This window comes from Streptomyces sp. NPDC032161 (genome assembly GCF_040636995.1).
Classification (GTDB): domain Bacteria; phylum Actinomycetota; class Actinomycetes; order Streptomycetales; family Streptomycetaceae; genus Streptomyces.
This window is the reverse complement of the sequence record NZ_JBEZVN010000001.1, coordinates 396,820-412,455: the sequence shown is the minus strand read 5'-3', so window position 1 is coordinate 412,455 and position 15,636 is coordinate 396,820. Positions and strand designations below refer to the sequence as shown.

Below are 15,636 nucleotides of genomic sequence, written 5' to 3'. Positions count from 1 at the left end.
TACGAGGATATCCAGCCCTTGACGGTGGCGGCCAAGTCGTTCCGACGGGTGGCGCCCGCCCGGCCGCGCGGACCGGATGCGCGGGGGACCGGACGGCGTGCCTCCGGAGCGGAGGCGTCACCCCGGGTACGGGCTCCTCGCCCGCCGTTCACGCGTCGCGCTTCCTCAGCAGGAGGTACCCGCCGACCAGCGCCGCCGCCACCCACGCCACCAGGATGCCGAGCCCGCCCCATGGTCCGTAGGGGCTCGGGTCGCCGTTCAGGGCGTCGGGAGCCACCTGCATGATCTTGCGCCCGGCCTGGTCGGGGAAGTAGCGCGCGACCTTCTTCGCGACCGGCACCACCGACAGGATCTGGGAGACCAGGAAGAAGAACGGCATCAGGATGCCCAGCGACAGCATGGAACTGCGCAGTATGGTCGCCACGCCCATGGAGAAGATCCCGATCAGGCCCATGTACAGCCCGCCGCCGATGACCGCCCGCAGCACATGGGGCGCACCGATGGTCGTGCCGAGGTCGCCGAGCAGGGCCTGACCGAGGAAGAACGAGACGAAGGCGGTGAGGACACCGACCGCCAGCGCCAGCACGCCGGCCACCGCGATCTTGCCGAACAGGAACGTGCCGCGCCGGGGCACGGCCGCCAGCGAGGTGCGGATCATGCCCGAGCTGTACTCCGTACCGACCACCAGGACGCCGAAGACGACCATGGCGAGCTGTCCGAGGGTCAGACCGGAGAAGCTGATCGGGGTCGGGTCGAAGGTGGCCCGCTCCATGGGCGGAAGGTTGTCGAACTGAGCGTTCATCAGCGCGCAGATCGCCGCGCTCATCACGACGGTGACGCCGAACGCGGCGATGAGCGTCCAGACGGTCGACGAGACCGTACGGATCTTGGTCCATTCGGAGGTCAGGACCGCGGGTACCGATGCCATCGTCGTCAGACCTCCTTGCCGGTGATGCCTGTGGTGCCAGTGGTGGCGGTGGTGCCGGTCGTGTCCGTGGTGGCGGTGGTGCCTGTGGTGCGGGTCGTGCCCGTGGTACCGGTCGTGCCGTCGGGGTCGATCGCACCGGCGGGGCCGGGGGCGCCCGCGGTCAGGGGGCGCCGGTCGTACTGTTCGTCCCAGCGCGGGCCCGGGGGCGGAGACTCCGTGCCCGGCTCCGAGTGCGCGTGGTACTCCACCGAGTCCGCCGTCATCCGCATGAACGCCTCTTCCAGGGAGGCCCGCTGGGCGCTCAGCTCGTGCAGCACGATCCGGTGCCGGGCGGCCAGCTCGCCCAGCAGCTCGGTGGTGGTGCCGTCGATCTCCAGCACGCCGCTCCCCGCCTCGACCGCGACCAGCCCCTCCGCGTGCAGCACATCCCGCAGCCGCTCCCGGTCCGGGGAGCGCAGCCGGACGAAACTCCGGGAGTTCTGCTGGATGAAATCGGCCATCGAGGTGTCGGCGAGCAGCCGACCCTGGCCGATCACGATCAAATGGTCGGCGGTGAGTGCCATTTCGCTCATCAGGTGCGACGAGACGAAGATGGTCCGGCCCTCCGCGGCCAGCGCCTTCATCAGATTGCGGATCCAGTGGATGCCCTCGGGGTCGAGCCCGTTGACGGGTTCGTCGAAGAGCAGCACCCGCGGGTCGCCGAGCAGCGCCGACGCGATGCCGAGCCGCTGGCCCATCCCGAGCGAGAAGCCCCTGGACTTCTTCTTCGCGACCGCGGTCAGACCGACGGTCTCCAGCACCTCGGCGACCCGGCTCGCCGGGATGCGGTTGCTCTGCGCGAGACAGAGCAGGTTGTTGTACGCGCTGCGCCCGCCGTGCATCGACTTGGCGTCCAGCAGCGCGCCGACGTGCTTCAGGGGTTCGTCGAGGTCGCGGTAGTGCCTGCCGTCGATGCGTACCGAACCGCTCGTCGGGTTGTCGAGCCCGAGCATCATCCGCATCGTGGTCGACTTGCCCGCCCCGTTCGGTCCCAGAAAACCCGTCACCATCCCGGGGCGGACCCGGAACGAGAGCCGGTCGACGGCGACCTTGTTCCCGAAGCGCTTGGTGAGGCCATCGAGCTCGATCATGAGTTCACGCTAGAACGGCCGCGCGCCCGGCGCCACCACAGGGGCGGAACCGGGCGCGTCAGGGGGTACGCGTGGGTACGGTCGTACGGATCAGCGGTTCTGCTGGGCCGGGACGCCGCGGCCGGACGACTCCTCGTCGGAGGGGGAGCCCGCGGCGGCCACCGCGGCACCGGTGAGCGTCGCCAGCATCTCGCGGACGTTCGTCAGCTGGGCGTTGATCGAGTCGCGGCGGTTGGTGAGCGCCGCCAGCTCGCGCTCCGATTCGCTGCGGATCCGGTCGGCCTTCGCGTTCGCGTCGGCCACGATGTCCTCGGACTGACGCTGTGCGGTCTCGACCGTCTGGCGGGCACGGCGCTCGGCGTCCGTACGGAGCTTCTCGGCCTCCAGGCGGAGCTGCTCGGCGCGGTGCTCGATCTCGGCGAGGCGCTTCTCGGCCTTGGCCTGACGGGACGCGAGGTCGCGCTCCGACTGGTCGCGGCGCTTGGCCAGGTTGGTCTCGAAGTCCGCGGCGGCCTGGGCGGCCTTGGCGCGGGTCTCCTCGAAGAGGGCGTCCGCCTCCTCGCGCTTCTGCGCGGCGTCCTTCTGGGCCTCCGCACGCAGCGTGCCGGCCTCGCCCTTGGCCTTCTCGACGATGCGCACGCCCTCGTCCTCGGCCTTCGCCTTGCGCTCGGCCGCGAACGCCTCGGCGTCGTTGCGGACCTGCTGGGCGGCCGACTCGGCGAGCTCGCGGTGCTGCTCGGCGGCGCGACGGGCCTCCTCGCGCAGGTCCTTCGCCTCCTCCTCGGCCAGGCGGAGGATCTTCTCCACCCGCGCGCCGAGGCCGGCGTACGACGGCTCCGCGTCGGTCACCTGGGCCTGGGCGTTCTGCGTCTCGAGGTGCAGCTCCTCGATGCGCTTTTCCAGAGACGTGATGCGGGCGAGGGCGCTATCACGGTCGGCGACGAGCTTGGTGATGCGGTCGTCCACCTGACCGCGGTCGTATCCGCGTCGCACGAGCTCGAAGCCGAAAGGGGAGGAAGGGTCGCTCATGGGGTTCCTGTCGAAGAGACCGGTGAGGTGTTAGGGGGAATCCTAGGCGCCGGAACGGCGTGTCATCGAGTGGATGCAGGTTTGATCTGGAGAATGACGCCCCTTTTGAGTGGCCGGCCCCCCGTAACGCCTGCCACCCACGGGCTCGAACTCCCCTTTCTCGGCGCGGACATGACGTGATGTCGGCGCCGCTTCCGTGACCGGTGACGACCATTCGGGTGGCCGCCGCCGGTCATGACATCGGGACCGGCTTCGAACCGCCGTCCGCTGTACGAGGCCCGTCAGATGGTCTCCGTTCCGTGACCGGCGACGTCCGCCGGTCACGGCACTGGTGCCCCTCCCGGCACTAGCCGGACGACTTGCCGTTCGCGCGGGAGCCCGCGGAGGCACCGGCCTTGACGCCGCCGTTGGACCCACCGCCCGAACCCTTGCCGCTCGACGGCGTCTCGAACGACTCCAGGGCCTCCAGCACGTCCTGCACGCGCGAGATCTCGGTGTTGATGTCCTCGCGCCGGCGTACCAGCACGTCGAGTTCGCGCTTGCCCTCGTCCACCATGCGCTCGGCCTCGGCCTCGGCGTCCGCCCGCAGCTTCTCGGCCTCGCGGACCAGCGACGCCTTCTTCTGCTCGGCCTCCTTCAGCAGCGACTCGGCCCGCTTCACCGCGGCGATCCGGACCTTGCTCGCCTCCGAATTCGCGTTCGCCAGCAGCTCCTTGGCCTTGGCCTCGGCGTCCTCGCGCTGCTCGGTCGCCGCCTTCATCAGCTTGTCGACGCGCTCGCCCGCCGTCTTCATCTGCTCGGCGGTCTCCCGCCGGGCCCGGTCGTGCAGCTCCTCGATCTCGCTCTCGATCCGGGACCTGAGCTCCTCGGCCCGTTCCCGGATCGCCGTGGCGTCCCGGCGCGCGCCGACCAGCAGCTCGTCGGCGTCCGTACGGGCCCGCTCCACCAGGGAGTTGCCCTCCACGGTCGCCTCCGAGGTGATCCGCACGGCCTCCTTGCGGGCCGCACCGACCATCGTGTCGGCCTGCTTCTCCGCCTCCGTGGCGGTGCGCAGCGCCTCCTCCTGAGCCTTCTCGACGAGCTGGTCCGCCTGCTCGGCGGCGTCGGCACGGCGCTTCGCCGCCGTCTTCCGCGCCTCGTCGAGCAGCCGGTCCGCCTCCTCGCGAGCGTCGCTCCGCATCCGCTCGGCCGCAGCCTCCGCCTCGGCGCGCACCCGCTCCGCCTCCTCGCGGGTACGGGCCGCGTGCTCCTGCGCCGACGCGACGGTGGCCGCCGCCTCCGCGCGCAGCCGTTCCGCCTCGTCCCCGGCCTCGCCGGTCACCCGCTGGGCCTGCTGCTTCGCCTCGTCGACGAGGAGCGCGGCCTGCTGGGTCGCGTCGTCGACCAGCCGCGCGGCCCGTCCCGTCGCCTCCTCGACCAGCTGCGTGGCCCGCTGGGTGGCCGTGTCGACGAGCTCGGTGGCCTGCTGCGTCGATTCGGTGCGCAGCCGCTCGGACTCGCTCGTCGCCTCGCCCACCAGCCGGTCGGCCTGGGTCGCGGCCTCGGACCGCATCCGGTTGGCGTCCTCGCGGGCCTCGGCCCGGCTGCGCGCCGCGTCCTGCTCGGCCGACGCCAGCGAGTCGGACGCCTCGGTACGCATCCGCTGGCTGTACTCCGCGGCGTCCGCGCGCAGCCGCTCGGACTCGGCGATCGCCTCCGCGACGGTCCGCTCGGCCATCGCCTTCGCGGCCTCGGACTCCTCCCGCGCCTCCTGACGGATCCGGGCCGCGTCCTCGCCCGCCCGGTCGCGTTCCGCGTACGCGTCGGTGCGGACCCGGTCCGCCTCCTCCTGCGCCTCGGACCTCGTCCGCTCCGCGGCGTGCTCGGCGGCCGAGCGCAGCCCGGCGATCTCCTCCTCGGCCTGCTCGTGGAGCCCGCTGACCGCGTCCCGCACCTTCTGGGCGGACTGCTCGGCCGCGGCGACGAGCTCGGTCGCCCGGCCGTCCGCCTCCTCGACCAGGCGCTGGGCCTCGGCCTGCGCCTCCTCGACCCGCTTGCGGGCGGAGGCGAGCAGTTCCTCGCTCTGCTCGCGGGCCCGCTCGCGCTCCTGGTTCGCCTCGGTACGAGCCGAGCCGAGGGTCTCCTCCGCCTCCCGGCGACGCCGGTTGGCCTCCTCCCGCGCGGCCTCCAGGGCCTCGGTGGCCTCCGCCTCCACCCGTTCGGCGGCGGCCGCGGCCTCCGACCGCAGCCGGTCGGCGCTCTCCTTGGCCTCGGACTTGAGCCGCTCCGCCTCCGCGGCGGCCTCCGACCGCAGCCGTACGGCCGTGGACTCGCCCTCCGCCCGCGCCTGCGAGGCGTCCGCGGCGGCCTCGTCGCGCAGCCGCTCCGCCTCCGCCTCCGCCTGCTCGCGCAGCGCCCGCAGCCGCTCGGCGGCCTCCGCGCGCAGCCGCTCGGACTCCTCGTTCGTCTCGCGCCGGATGCGCTCCGCCTCGGCGCGCGCGTCCGTGAGCTCCTGCTCGGCGGCGGTGACCTTGGCGTCGGCCTCGGTCCGCAGCCGGGACAGCTCCTCGGCCGCCTCCGCCTGCCGGGCCGCCACCGCGCCCTCGGTCTCCTCGCGCAGCTCCGCCGCCGCCCGCTCCGCCGCGGTGGTGGTGGACTCGGCCTGCTCCTCGGCCTCGGTCCGCAGCTGCTCCGCCTCGGCGCGGGCGCGCTCCAGGGCCTCCTCGGCCTGCTTGCGCAGCGAGGCGGCTCGCTCGGACGCCTCGGTACGGACCCGTTCGCTCTCCGTGCTCGCGGTGGCGCGCAGCTCCTCCGCGTCGCTCTTGGCCTTCGCCAGCAGCTCCTCGGCGGTCTTCGCGCCCTCCTCGATCTGCTGGACGGCCTCGCGGCGGGCCTCGCCCCGGATCCGCTCGCCCTCGGCGACCGCCTCGGAACGCAGCTGCTCGGCCTCGCCGCGCAGCCGGCGCGCCTCCTCCTGGAGCTCGACCGTCTTGGCCCGGTACTCCTTGGTGTCGTCCTTGGCCGCGCCCTTGAGCTGGTCGGCCTGCTCGGCGGCCTCGTCGCGCAGCCGGTCCGCCTCGGCCTCGGCCTCGCGGCGGATCCGCTCGGCCTCCTCGCTCGCCGCCCGGGTGGTGGACTTCGCGTCCTCGGACGCCTTGGTCAGCACCTCCTCGGCGGACCTGGCGGCCTTGGCGAGCTGGGCGGCGGCGTCCTCGGCCGCGGCCGAACGGGCCTTCTCGGCCGCCTCGGACTTCAGCCGCTCCGCCTCGGCACGGGCGTCGGCGAGCGCCTGCTCGGCCTCCGCCCTGAGCGTCTCGGCCTCCTTGGTGGCCTCGCCGACCAGCCGGGCGATCTCCGACCTGGCCGTCCGCGTGCGCTGCTCGTTGTCCGACTCGGCGGCGGCCAGCCGCTTGACGGCCGCCTCCTTCGCCTCGGAGGTGACCTTCTCGGCCTCCAGCCGGGCCTCGCGCAGCCGGGTCTCGGCCTCCTGCATGCGCTGCTCGGCGGCCCGGTTCAGCTCCGCGGCCTGCTGCCGCGCCTGCTCGGTCTCGGCGGTCGTCGACGACCGCAGCCGCTCGGCGTGACTGGTCGCCTCCTGCGCCTGCGCGGAGGCGGTGCTCAGCAGCCGCTCGGCGTCCTTGCGGGCGCGCAGCAGCAGCGCCTCGGCCTCGGCGCGGGCCGCCTCGGCCTCGGCCCCGAGCCGCTGCCGGGTCTCCTCCGCCAGCCGGCCGGTCTCCGTCCGCGCCGCCGCCAGCGCCTGTTCGGCCTCGGCCCTGGACTCCTCCAGCAGCCGACGTGCCTGGGACTCCGTCCGGGCCCTCAGCTGCTCGGCCCAGGAGACGTTCTCGTTGACGTGGGCCTCGACCGTACGGCGGCGCTCGGCCAGCTCCTGGTCGAGCTGCTGGCGACGCTGCACGGCCTCGTTGTGCAACTCGGCCTGGAGCCGCGCCTGGTGCTCGGCGTGCTCCTGAAGGATCCGCTGCGTCTGCGCACGTGCCTCGCGCAGCTCCCGCTCGGCGTCGGTGCGCAGTTGCTCGGCCTGGACCTGCGCGTTCCGGAGCAACTGCTCGGCCTGGTAACCGATGTCCGCGTTGTCGTACGCGGGACGGTTCGCGAGATTGCGCCGAGCCTCGTGCAGCTTGGCGCGCAAGACCTCGACCTGGTAACCGAGGTCCTCGGCGTGCTGGACGGCCTTCTCCCGGTCGGTCTTCAGCCGGTCCATCTCGGCTTCGAACCGCGAGAGATGGTCGTCGTCAGCTCGGTGGCTCTCCTGGCGTTCGTAGCCCCGCACTGCGCGGTCCCATCCGTCCCATGGTCGCAACTCTCCTACGAGTACCGTTCGCCGGTGAACGGTCCCCCGGGGAATGGTGACAGATCAACGGCTGGGGACGCGCCGCGGCCCCGACCCGGCCCCGGCCCGGAACGGCTCACTCTACCGGGCCGGGTATCCGGAGGTCAGTGCTCCGCTGCGGACGTGACCAGTTCGGTCAGGACACCGTGACAGTCCTTGGGGTGCAGGAAGGTGATCCGGGACCCCATCGACCCGGTCCGCGGCTCGTCGTAGAGCACCCTGACGCCCTTCCCCCGGATCTCCGCGGCGTCGGCGTCGACGTCCGCGGTGCCGAAGGCGATGTGGTGGACGCCCTCGCCGTTCTTCGCCATCCACTTGCCGACCGGGGAGTCCTCCCGGATCGGCTCCAGGAGCTGGAGGTACGAAGCGCCGCCGTCGGACGTATCGTTGATCTTGAGCATGGCCTCGCGCACACCCTGCTCCTCGTTGATCTCGGTGTGGAACACCTCGAACCCGTAGGTCGTCCGGTAGAAATCGATGGTCCTGTCGAGGTCGGAACAGGCGATCCCGATGTGGTCGATTCGCGTCAGCATGGAACCAGTGCAGCGCTCCACCGATGGTTACGCAACGTGCGCGCCGTCACACCCGTTGCCGGATGACGGGCGGAGTACCGCTCAGTACATTCGAGTAAACCCTCGTTCACATCTCACCCCAAGGGGCTGCGGCTCATGTCAGGAACGACCGGTACCACCTCAGTGATCGTCGCGGGCGCGCGTACGCCCATGGGCCGTCTCCTCGGCTCCCTGAAGAGCTTCTCCGGGGCCGACCTCGGCGGCATCGCCATCAAGGCCGCGCTGGACCGGGCCGGCATCGGTGGCGACCAGGTCGAGTACGTGATCATGGGCCAGGTGCTCCAGGCCGGGGCGGGGCAGATCCCGGCGCGCCAGGCCGCCGTCAAGGCGGGCATCCCGATGAACGTCCCCGCGCTCACCGTCAACAAGGTGTGCCTGTCCGGACTCGACGCGATCGCGCTGGCCGACCAGCTGATCCGCGCCGGTGAGTTCGACGTCGTCGTCGCGGGCGGCCAGGAGTCGATGACCAATGCCCCGCACCTGCTCCCGAAGTCCCGCGAGGGCCACAAGTACGGCGCCGTCGAGATGCTCGACTCCATGGCGTACGACGGCCTGACCGACGCCTACGAGAACATCCCGATGGGCGAGTCCACGGAGAAGCACAACACCCGTCTGGGGCTGACCCGTGCCGCCCAGGACGAGATCGGCGCCCTCTCCCACCAGCGTGCCGCCGCCGCCCAGAAGAACGGCGTCTTCGAGGCCGAGATCACCCCGGTCGAGATCCCGCAGCGCAAGGGCGACCCGGTCCTCTTCGCCAAGGACGAGGGCATCCGCGCGGAGACGACCGTCGAGTCCCTCGCCCGGCTGCGCCCGGCCTTCACCAAGGACGGCACGATCACCGCGGGCACCTCCTCGCAGATCTCCGACGGTGCCGCGGCCGTCGTCGTCATGAGCAGGGCCAAGGCCGAGGAGCTGGGCCTGGAGTGGATCGCGGAGATCGGTGCCCACGGCAATGTGGCGGGCCCCGACAACTCGCTCCAGTCGCAGCCGTCCAACGCGATCCTGCACGCCCTGAAGAAGGAGGGCATCCAGGTCGAGGACCTCGACCTGATCGAGATCAACGAGGCGTTCGCGGCGGTCGCCGTCCAGTCCATGAAGGACCTCGGCGTCACCTCCGACAAGGTCAACGTCAACGGCGGTGCCATCGCGCTCGGTCACCCGATCGGCATGTCCGGTGCCCGGCTGGTGCTGCACCTGGCGCTGGAGCTGAAGCGGCGCGGCGGTGGCGTCGGCGCGGCGGCGCTGTGCGGCGGCGGCGGCCAGGGCGACGCGCTGATCGTCCGCGTCCCGAAGAAGTAGGCCGCAGCGGCCCCTCGCCCGGGGACGGGACCGTACGTCCGCCCGGGGGACGGACCGTACGCACACGAGCGGGTCCGGACCGTACGTCCGGCGGGCTCGGGAACGGCCCGGGTGGGCCGTACGTAGTACACGTAGAGCACGCGCGAGTGAACGGAGCGGTGATGGTGGACGTCCCCACCCTGGTCGAGCAGGCCCGGGCCGGCCGGCCGAGGGCCGTGGCCCGGCTCATCTCCCTGGTCGAGGGGGCGTCGCCGCAGCTGCGCGAGGTGATGGCGGCCCTGGCGCCGCTGACGGGCAACGCGTACGTGGTCGGCCTGACCGGCTCGCCCGGTGTCGGCAAGTCGACATCGACGTCGGCACTGGTCTCGGCGTACCGGCGGGCCGGCAAGCGGGTCGGCGTCCTGGCCGTCGACCCGTCCTCGCCGTTCTCCGGCGGGGCGCTCCTGGGTGACCGGGTGCGGATGTCGGAGCACGCCTCGGACCCGGGTGTCTACATCCGTTCCATGGCCACCCGCGGGCATCTGGGCGGCCTCGCCTGGGCGGCGCCGCAGGCGATCCGGGTGCTGGACGCGGCGGGCTGCGACGTGGTCCTGGTGGAGACGGTCGGCGTCGGCCAGTCGGAGGTGGAGATCGCCTCCCAGGCGGACACCTCCGTCGTCCTGCTGGCCCCCGGCATGGGCGACGGCATCCAGGCGGCGAAGGCCGGAATCCTGGAGATCGGCGACGTGTACGTGGTCAACAAGGCCGACCGGGACGGGGCGGACGCCACCGCGCGCGAGCTCAACCACATGCTGGGCCTGGGCGAGGCCCGCGGTCCCGGCGACTGGCGCCCGCCGATCGTGAAGACGGTCGCGGCCCGGGGCGAGGGGATCGACGAGGTCGTCGAGGCGCTGGAGAAGCACCGGGCGTGGATGGAGGAGCGCGGCGTCCTCGCCGAACGGCGCACGGCCCGCGCGGCCCGCGAGGTCGAGACCATCGCCGTCACGCGGCTGCGCGAGCGCATCGGCGATCTGCACGGCGACCGCCACCTCGGCGCGCTCGCGGAACGCATCGTGACGGGGAGCCTCGATCCGTACGCGGCGGCGGACGAACTGGTGGCGGGGCTCACCGAGGCCTGAGCGGAAGAGGTACGCGGGTCCCCGGCCACGGCCGCCTCCGGGCCGGACCCCCGAGCCGGGCCGGTCCGCCGGGCGGCCGTGATCCGGCACCGGGGCACGGGCCCCGCGCCGACGCGGCCGACGGTGCGTCGGTTCCGCCGCCGGGGGTACGGGTCCGGTGCCGTCCCGTGACAGGTCCGGGACCGCGCAGCGTGACGTGTCCGTGGCAAAATTACCGCCGGACGCACGCGACGGAACCCGGCCTTCCCCGGTGTTCCCCGGCGCTGCGCGCGTTGTCGACGGGGGGATAGGCGCATGCTGGGGCCGTTGCGGGAGGACTCGCCCAGAAGGATCGGGCCCTACGGGGTACGGGCCAGGCTCGGGGCGGGCGGCATGGGGGAGGTCTTCCTCGCGCTGCGCGAAGGCGGCCCGGCCGGTGACGGAGCCCGGACCGGCGGCGGCGTCCCGGTCGCCGTCAAGACGGTCCGCCGCGATGTGGCGGGCGACCCGGGCTTCCGCGACCGCTTCCGCCGCGAGATCACCGTCGCCCGGTCCGTCGACGGCCCCCACCTCGCCCCGCTGCTCGACGGGGACGCCGAGGCCGAAGTGCCCTGGCTGGCAACCGGATACGTGGCCGGACCGACCCTGTCCGCGGCCGTCCGGGGCGCCGGGGCGATGGACGAGGCCGAGGTGCGGAGGCTCGGCGCCGGGCTCGCCCGCGCCCTGGCCGCCGTCCACGCGGCCGGCATCGTCCACCGCGACGTGAAGCCCGGCAACGTGATGCTCGCCGCGGACGGCCCGCGCCTCATCGACTTCGGGATCGCCCGGGACCCCGGCGCCACCCCGCTCACCACCACCGGCCGCATGGTCGGCAGCCCCGCCTTCATGTCCCCGGAGCACGTGGCGGGAAGCGGACGCGTCGTCCCCGCATCGGACGTCTTCTGCCTGGCCTGCGTGCTGTGCTTCGCCGCCACCGGCCGCGACCCGTTCGGGGACGGCCCGGTCGCCGCCGTGCTCTACCGGGTCAAGTACGTCGAGGCCGATCTCGGCGACGTGCCCGAGGCGCTGCGCGCCGTCCTGGCGGACTGCCTGACCGCCGACCCGTCCGCCCGCCCCACCGCCGCGGAGCTCGCCCGGAGGCTGGAGCCGGGAGCCGCCGCGCGATGGCCGGAACCGGTGGCCCGTCACATCGCCGAGTACGAACGCGAACTGGCCCGCGTCCTCGCGCTCGACGGCCCCCTGCTGCCCGGCTACACCCCCACCGAGGCCGCCACCGGCAGCCACGCGGCGCCCCACCAACTGCCCACCCAGGGGACCGACTTCGCGCCCGGCCTGCACATCGCGCCCACCCAGGGCCCCGGCCTCGCCCCGCCCCCGCGCCGCTCCCGCCGCGCCCTGGGCGCCGCCCTCGCCGCCCTGATCGTGCTGGGCGCGGCCACCGGCTCCATCCTGGCCTGGCGGAACAACCACGGCGACCGCGACACCGCCGACGGGGCGACGGGCAAGGGCGGTTCACCCGCCGCCCGGATCGTGGCGGGGGTGGACGAGAACGGCGGACCGGACGGCTCGGGCACGGTCCCGTACGGTCGCGACGTCCGGCCCGCGGGCTGGAAGAAGTCCTGGAAGGGGAGGTTCTCCCAGTCGCCGATCGGCTGCTCCGCGGGCCGCGACGTGCTCGTGTGCCGACTCGTCGACGGCACGTACGAGGCGCTGTCGGCGGCGGACGGGCACCGGCTGTGGACGTTCGGCACCGGTCAGGCGAGCAGGGCGGCGGGCTGGGGGCCGCGCGGCCAGTTCTTCATGCCGGCCGACGCCACCCGGCCCACCGTTCACGACGACACCGTGCTGCTCGCCGCGGGCGGCCGGCTGCAGTCGCTGGACGCGCGGACCGGCGCAGTCCGCTGGGAGACCGGGTCCGGTGGCGCGCACGACCTGCACAGTGCTCCGCGGGTCCTCGGAGACCTGGTCTTCGCCGCGACCACAGCCACCCCTGAGGGTGCCTCGCTCGCCGCCTACGACCGCGCGAGCGGCACCCGGAAGTGGGAGAAGCCGCTGGCCCCGCAGACCGTCTCCAACGCGCGGAAGGGCAACTTCTGGCCGGTCGCCACCGACGGAAAGGCGCTGTACGCGATCGGCGAGGAAGCGCCGAAGGCGTTCCGGCCCGAGGACGGCGCCCTGCTGGGCACGGCCGGTGGCGAGGCCGTGCAGGGCGAGGGGAACGGCCGCACCAGTACGGGCTGCGGGGAACTACGGGTGCGGGGCCGTTCGGCCTTCTGCGCCGCCGACGTCAGGAACGACGACCCCTCCGGCTTCGGCTTCGACATGATCGCGCTGCGGTACGAGGCCGGGACCCTCAAGGCGGAGGGGCGGGTGCCGCTCGACCGGGCACTGGTCGCCGGGGCGAGCCTGACCGCGCTCGACGACACCGTGATCACGCTCCGCCGGAGGGGCGACGAGTACACACCGGGCGTGCCGGACGAACTCGTCGTCGTGAGCCGTGACGGCGGCCGCACGCTCGGCCGGTTCCCGCTCGGCGGGAAGCAGGCGCCGGGCATGAGCAACCCGGTCTCCGATCCGTTGATCGTCGCGGACACCCTGGTGTGGGCGGACAGCACCACCCTGTACACGGTCCCGATCCGTCACGACGGCACCCTCGGCCCCCTGAAGCGGACCCGGCCGGCGGGCGCCCCGGGGCCGAGCCGGACACCGACGTACGACCCCGTGCCCAACGGCGTCGAGCTCGACAAGGAACTGCTCGACCCGCAGGTGCTGCCGGTCGGTGGCGTCGTCCACGTCGTCTACGACGACGGCACCACGGTCTCCGTGCCGCTGCCCGGGTGAACCGTTCGACGAGCGGCTCGACCGCCTGACGCACAGCCGAATCGTCCGACCAGCAACCGGACCGTCCGACGAACAGCCCTGGAGCCGCACAGTGATCGAGCCGCTTCCGCCCGGCCGGGCCGGAGTGATCGGGCCGTACCAGCCACTCGGGCTGCTGGGGGCGGGCGGCATGGGCGAGGTGTACCTGGCGCGTCCGGCGGGTGCCGCCGACCCGCTCGACGGGCTGGTCGCGCTGAAGACCGTGCGCCCGGACCTCGACCTCGACGACGGCTTCCGGATCCGCTTCCGGCGCGAGATCGACGCGGCGGGTGCCGTCCGCAGCCCGCACACCGCGGCCCTGGTGGGCGGCGACGCGAGCGGTCGGCTGCCCTGGCTGGCGACCGAGTACGTTCCGGGCCCCTCGCTCGCCGAGGCGGTGACCCGCGTCGGGCCGCTGCCCGAGCACGTCGTGCGCGAGACGGGGGCCGGGCTCGCCCGCGCGCTCGCCGACATGCACGCCGTGCGGGTCCTCCACCGCGACCTCAAGCCCGGCAACGTGCTGCTCGGCGCGGACGGGCCGAAGGTGATCGACTTCGGTATCGCCCAGGCGTTCGATGCCACCCAGCTGACCCGGACCGGGGTGGTGGTGGGCAGCCCCGGCTACATCTCGCCCGAGCACGTCAACGGCTCACGCTCGCTCGTCCCGGCCTCCGACGTGTTCTGCCTGGGCGCGGTGCTCGCCTTCGCGGCGGCGGGGCGGGGGCCGTTCGACGACTCGGACATGGCGGCCGTGATCTTCCGGATCTCCCGGGGCGAGGCCGAACTGTCCGGTGTGCCGCCCCGGTTGCGAGAGGTGATCGAGGCGTGTCTGCGCATCGGGACCGGGGACCGGCCGACCCCGGACCAACTCGTCGAGATGCTGCTGCCGGGGCGGGGGGCGGTGATGGTGGCACCGGGCGCCTTCGCCTGGACGGACGGGGTCAGGGGACTGCTCGACGAGCACGCGGCCGGGGCGCGGACCGTCGCGGCGGCGGTCGCACCGCTGCCCGCCGTACCGCGGGCGCCCCTCCGAGCGCCGACCCCGGCACCGGCCCGCAGCGCTCCGCCTTTCGCCCCGACGCCGGTCGTGCCCGTGGCCGCACCGGGTGACGGACGGCGGAAGCGGGCACTGCGGATCGGGCTGACGGCCGCCGTCGTCGTGGTGTGCGCGGCGCTCGGGGCCGTCCTGCTGCCGGGGGTGCTCGGGCGGGACGCCGGGGACGGCGACCGCGCGGGTGAACCGGCCGCCTCCGCGTCCGCGTCCGCCTCCGCCGTCCGGCGTGGTGCCGCAGCCGTCGTCGTCCCCGGCGCGGACGCCGGTCGCACCGGGGACTTCGGGACGGCGGCCACGGAACTCTCCGCCCGTCCGGCGGGCTGGCAGGCGTGGAAGAGCCGGATCGAGGACGGCGGTCCGGCGGAGTGCGTCCTCACGGACACCGCCCTGGTCTGCGGCGGACCGCGGCGCGTCACCGCGCTGGACGCCGCGAACGGGAAGAAGCGCTGGGCGACCGACCCGGTGAGCGCGGGAACCGGCCCGGTCCGGGTGGCCGCCGTCCTCGGCACCACCGTGTACGCCTTCGAGAACGGCTCGCTGGTCGCGCGCGGGCTGGCCGACGGGGCCGAGCGCTGGCGGGAGCCGCTGCCCGGCGGCGCCCGCGTGGCCGATTCCGTCGAGTCCGGCGGGGTGCTCTACTACGCCACGAAGCCCGGCGGCACCGGCCGCGCCCACCTCCTCGCCCGTCGGCTCACCGGTACGCACGAGCTCGTGTGGGACAAGGAGTGGGACGATCCGGCCGACGGGGCCGGACTGGCCTTCGCCGACGGCCGGCTCGTCGCGGCGGGCGAGGGCGTCACCGTGCTGAAGGGCTCGGACGGCAGCCGACTGGGCGGCATCGCGGCCGGTGAGATCGCCTGCCGCATGCCGGTCCTGAAGGGGCGGCAGCTCCTCTGCTCCGGTTCGAACGGCCTGACGGTCGTCGACGTGACGGCCCCGCGGAACCGCCGCTCGGTCGCCGCCGGGGTGGACATCGCCTACCGGCCCGCCCTGTCCCGCGACGGCAAGGTCGTGGTGAGCAGCCGGACGCGGACGTACGCGTTCGGACTGTCCGACGGGCGGCAGTACTGGGTCACGTACGAGGGCGGCGAGGGCATGAACACCTTCGGCAGGACGTCCGTGGCCGGTGACCGGGCCCTCGTCGTGGGCGACCGCAAGGTGTCGCCCCTGGACCTGGCCGCCGAGGGGGATCCGGGATTCGCCGGCGACCCGCCGAACGGATGGCCCACACCGGGCACCCCGCGCGACCCGGCGGGCATCTCGCTCGTCGCGCGCGGGAACGTCGTCTTCCTGTCGTTCGACGAGGGGACGGTCCTGAGCTACGCGCCCTGAGCCGCG

Annotated in this window: 8 protein-coding genes and 1 pseudogene; 4 read left to right on the top strand and 5 right to left on the bottom strand. The window is 73.7% G+C overall.

Going from position 1 to position 15,636, the window contains the following annotated elements; translation table 11 throughout:
• Positions 1–148: 148 nt before the first annotated feature.
• The 5 genes and pseudogenes from AB0E67_RS01690 to mce all read right to left on the bottom strand — a co-directional run bounded on the left by AB0E67_RS01690 (position 149) and on the right by mce (position 7,950).
• On the bottom strand, positions 149–928 hold the full coding sequence (locus tag AB0E67_RS01690; RefSeq protein ID WP_362019552.1) for an ABC transporter permease subunit: 780 nt from the start codon (positions 926–928) through the stop codon (positions 149–151).
• A 224-nt stretch (positions 929–1,152) separates the two neighbouring features.
• Positions 1,153–2,058, bottom strand: a pseudogene (locus AB0E67_RS01685) (ATP-binding cassette domain-containing protein); the annotation flags it as partial.
• A 90-nt stretch (positions 2,059–2,148) separates the two neighbouring features.
• Positions 2,149–3,087 (bottom strand): cellulose-binding protein, encoded by a 939-nt coding sequence (locus tag AB0E67_RS01680; RefSeq protein ID WP_362019549.1) that lies wholly within the window; start codon positions 3,085–3,087, stop codon positions 2,149–2,151.
• A gap of 346 nt (positions 3,088–3,433) precedes the next feature.
• Positions 3,434–7,357 (bottom strand): polarized growth protein Scy, encoded by a 3,924-nt coding sequence (scy, locus tag AB0E67_RS01675; RefSeq protein ID WP_362019546.1) that lies wholly within the window; start codon positions 7,355–7,357, stop codon positions 3,434–3,436.
• A 164-nt stretch (positions 7,358–7,521) separates the two neighbouring features.
• Positions 7,522–7,950, bottom strand: coding sequence for a methylmalonyl-CoA epimerase (mce, locus tag AB0E67_RS01670; RefSeq protein WP_362019543.1), 429 nt, complete (start codon positions 7,948–7,950; stop codon positions 7,522–7,524).
• A gap of 135 nt (positions 7,951–8,085) precedes the next feature.
• Here mce and AB0E67_RS01665 point away from each other — a divergent pair, with 135 nt between their 5' ends.
• The 4 genes from AB0E67_RS01665 to AB0E67_RS01650 all read left to right on the top strand — a co-directional run bounded on the left by AB0E67_RS01665 (position 8,086) and on the right by AB0E67_RS01650 (position 15,630).
• Positions 8,086–9,288 (top strand): acetyl-CoA C-acetyltransferase, encoded by a 1,203-nt coding sequence (locus AB0E67_RS01665; RefSeq protein WP_360113717.1) that lies wholly within the window; start codon positions 8,086–8,088, stop codon positions 9,286–9,288.
• A gap of 161 nt (positions 9,289–9,449) precedes the next feature.
• Complete coding sequence (meaB, locus tag AB0E67_RS01660) at positions 9,450–10,406, top strand: methylmalonyl Co-A mutase-associated GTPase MeaB (RefSeq protein ID WP_362019541.1); 957 nt, start codon at positions 9,450–9,452, stop codon at positions 10,404–10,406.
• Between the two features lie 294 nt (positions 10,407–10,700).
• On the top strand, positions 10,701–13,226 hold the full coding sequence (locus tag AB0E67_RS01655) for a protein kinase (protein WP_362019538.1): 2,526 nt from the start codon (positions 10,701–10,703) through the stop codon (positions 13,224–13,226).
• A 91-nt stretch (positions 13,227–13,317) separates the two neighbouring features.
• Positions 13,318–15,630, top strand: coding sequence for a serine/threonine-protein kinase (locus AB0E67_RS01650; RefSeq protein ID WP_362019535.1), 2,313 nt, complete (start codon positions 13,318–13,320; stop codon positions 15,628–15,630).
• Positions 15,631–15,636 lie beyond the last annotated feature (6 nt).

Excerpts from the sequence above, each read along its gene's own strand:
- AB0E67_RS01690 (WP_362019552.1), bottom strand. The coding sequence starts at position 928 with ATGGCATCGGTACCCGCGGTCCTGACCTCCGAATGGACCAAGATCCGT.
- AB0E67_RS01680 (WP_362019549.1), bottom strand. The coding sequence starts at position 3,087 with ATGAGCGACCCTTCCTCCCCTTTCGGCTTCGAGCTCGTGCGACGCGGA.
- mce (WP_362019543.1), bottom strand. The coding sequence starts at position 7,950 with ATGCTGACGCGAATCGACCACATCGGGATCGCCTGTTCCGACCTCGAC.
- AB0E67_RS01665 (WP_360113717.1), top strand. The coding sequence starts at position 8,086 with ATGTCAGGAACGACCGGTACCACCTCAGTGATCGTCGCGGGCGCGCGT.
- meaB (WP_362019541.1), top strand. The coding sequence starts at position 9,450 with ATGGTGGACGTCCCCACCCTGGTCGAGCAGGCCCGGGCCGGCCGGCCG.
- AB0E67_RS01655 (WP_362019538.1), top strand. The coding sequence starts at position 10,701 with ATGCTGGGGCCGTTGCGGGAGGACTCGCCCAGAAGGATCGGGCCCTAC.